The sequence below is a fragment of the Streptomyces morookaense genome (assembly GCF_013030945.1).
Classification (GTDB): Bacteria; Actinomycetota; Actinomycetes; order Streptomycetales; family Streptomycetaceae; genus Streptomyces; species Streptomyces morookaensis.
The window spans coordinates 1-2,695 of record NZ_JABBXF010000034.1 but is presented as its reverse complement, the minus strand read 5'-3'; the positions used below and the strand labels follow the sequence as shown (position 1 = coordinate 2,695).

Sequence of the window (2,695 nt, the reverse complement as noted above, 5' to 3'; positions counted from 1 at the left end):
GGCGGCCCGTCGGCGCGCCGGCCGGCTGCGGGGCCTCCTCCTCGGCGCGGGCGGGGCCGCGCCGCCGTCCGGTCGGCTCGGCCGTCCCCCGCGCACGCTGCGCGGGCATCGGCATCACGGTCGTACCGCTGCCGATGCTCGCGTTGGCCTGGTCCGGCCGCAGGTCGGACGCCGTGACGGGGGCGCCGTCCGCCGAGACCGGCACCTCCAGCACATACGCCCGGTCGTGCTTCTGCAGCACCCCGCCGTGCTGCTGGACGATGCCGCGCACGACCGGCTGGTGCACCGGGCTGCCGCCGGGGTGCGGGCCGCGCACCTCGATGCGTACGACGTCGCCGCGCTGGGCGGCCGCCACCACGATCGTCGAGTCGCCCGCGGCCGTCGTGCCGGTCGCGTCGACGCCCGCCACGTCCGCGACGAGGTGTGCGAGGGCCCGGGCGAACTGCTCCGCGTCGACCTCGGCCTCGATGGCGGGGGCGTGCACCGCGAACTGTGCGCGCCCGGGGCCGATCAGCTCGACGGCGCCTTCGACACCGGCGGCGACGACCTCGTCGAGCCCGGTCTTCGTACGCTCCAGCTTCGCGGCGCCGGTGTCCAGCTGCTGGTAGGCCAGCACGTTGTCGACGAGCGCGGTCATCCGCCCGTATCCGGCGGCGAGATGGTGCAGGATCTGGTTGGCCTCGGGCCACAGCTGGCCCGCGGGGTCGTCCGCCAGCGTGCCGAGTTCGGCGCGGAGCCGGGCGAGCGGGCCGCGCAGCGCGTCGTCCAGGACGGCGAGCAGCTGGGCGTGGCGCGCGGCGAGCGCGTCGTACGGGCGCCGGTCGGTGAAGGTCATCACGGCGCCGACGAGCTGGTCCCCGTCGCGCACGGGCGCGGTCGTCAGGTCGACGGCCACCGAGCGGCCGTCCTTGGCCCACAGCACCTGCCCGCGCACCCGGTGCTTGCGCCCGGAGCGCAGGGTGTCGGCGATGGGCGACTCGTCGTAGGGGAACGGGGTGCCGTCCGCGCGCGAGTGGTGGATCAGCGGGTGCAGCTCGCGGCCGCCGAGGTCGCTCGCGCGGTAGCCGAGGATCTGCGCGGCGGAGGGGTTGACGAGGACGACCTTGCCCGCGGTGTCGACGCCGACCACGCCCTCGGCGGCCGCGCGCAGGATCATCTCGGTCTGACGCTGCTGGCGGGCGAGTTCGGCCTCGGTGTCGAGGGTGCCGGTGAGATCGCGGACGACGATCATCAGCAGTTCGTCGCCCGTGTAGGGCTGCGGGTCGGCGTAGGGGGTGCGGCCGTCCTCCAGATTGGCGCTGGTCACCTCGACCGGGAAGCGGGTGCCGTCGGTGCGCCGCGCGATCATGCGGGTGGGCCGGGTGCGCCCGCCCTCTTCCTGCGGGAGCCGCATGGAACCGGGGATGCGCCGGGAGTCGAAGTCCGGCAGCAGATCGAGCAGCCCGCGTCCGACGAGACCGGTGCCGGGCACCTCGAAGGTCTCCAGCGCGATGTGGTTGGCGTTGACGACGGTGCCGTTGCAGTTGACGAGCAACAGGGCGTCGGGGAGGGCGTCGAGTATGGCTGCGAGGCGAGCAGCGCCTCGGGATGGCCTGCTGCTCACGAGACGCTTCCTCCCTGTTACCGCCATCTTGCCGACCGTGCCGGGCGGGGAACGGTCCGCTCCGGCGGCAGGTCACTGTGGGGAAGTCTACGGGCTGCCGAGGCGGGCGCGACGGCGGTCGACGGGTGTGGCGAACCGTGCGGACATGCCTCCCGTGTCAGCCCATGGCACGTGCTTTCGGCTCGCCGAACAGAATGGAGAACTTGTCCCAGCGGGCCGTTTCGCACCCGTTCGTCCTGTTGAACTGCGCATCCACCGGGCGTCCCGCCCAGCGGCCGGTGACATGGGCCTGCTGCGGGCCGCCGTAGATCATCGGACAGATCCGGTCCTTGGGCACGGCTGCGAAGGGGTCCTTCCCCCACGTCGTCTGGCCGTCGAGCTGCTTGCAGGCTTCCGCGGCGCGCGGGTGGGTGCTCCCGTTCACGGGGTGGCAGTAGAGATGGAAGGTGCCTTCCAGGTCGCCGCTGTGGCTGATGGTGACGACGAGGTGGTCGGCGGCCCGCTTCTCGGGCAGCGGGATCGGCGCGGCGCCGGCGGCGGCGGGGCCCGCGGCGAACAGGGCCGGTGCCGCGAGGGCGGCGGCTGCGAGGGCGAGGCGGCGGAGCGGCATCGGGACTCCAAGGACGGGTGCGTGCCGGGGCCCGGCACGGGGGAGGGGATCCGCCCCCGGCCCGTCTAACGCGCCAGTGCGCCGCGCGTTGCGCGCCCGGAACGCCTTTGCCCCGGGTGCCGGAAGCCCGGTACCGTAGGGTGCGATTGGTGATGAGGCACGAAGCTGTGTCATCATCTGCACCAACGCTCGCGCCCGCGCGGGTGTGCTGGAGGCGTCGCCTAGTCCGGTCTATGGCGCCGCACTGCTAATGCGGTTTGGGACTTAAATCCCATCGAGGGTTCAAATCCCTCCGCCTCCGCAGTCAAGGCCCCGGCCGTCGATCACGACGGCCGGGGCCTTTTGCGTTGCCCTTTGCGCGGCCCATTGCCTTGTTTTCGCAGGTCAGGTGGGGTGGACAGAACGGATTTCGTGTCCCGGCGCAGTTCATGTAATGTTGTTCCCGCAACGCCGACCGGCAAGGAAACAAGCCGGGAAGCCGA

The 2,695-nt window shown here is 72.8% G+C and carries 2 protein-coding genes and 1 tRNA gene; 1 reads left to right on the top strand and 2 read right to left on the bottom strand.

The genetic code is table 11. The features are described 5' to 3' along the window. Together HG542_RS16525 and HG542_RS16520 are read right to left on the bottom strand one after the other, a co-directional pair. Positions 1 to 1,603 (bottom strand): PAS domain-containing protein (locus tag HG542_RS16525; RefSeq protein WP_171082119.1); only part of this gene is annotated, 1,603 nt, incomplete at its 3' end. A 157-nt stretch (positions 1,604 to 1,760) separates the two neighbouring features. Next, positions 1,761 to 2,213 (bottom strand): SSI family serine proteinase inhibitor, encoded by a 453-nt coding sequence (locus tag HG542_RS16520; protein ID WP_171082117.1) that lies wholly within the window; start codon positions 2,211 to 2,213, stop codon positions 1,761 to 1,763. Positions 2,214 to 2,423: 210 nt separating this feature from the next. Here HG542_RS16520 and HG542_RS16515 point away from each other — a divergent pair. Beyond that, positions 2,424 to 2,514 (top strand) — tRNA-Ser (locus tag HG542_RS16515). The last annotated feature ends 181 nt before the right edge of the window (positions 2,515 to 2,695 follow it).

Coding starts and splice junctions, on each gene's coding strand:
- HG542_RS16520 (WP_171082117.1), bottom strand. CDS start 2,213: ATGCCGCTCCGCCGCCTCGCCCTCGCAGCCGCCGCCCTCGCGGCACCG.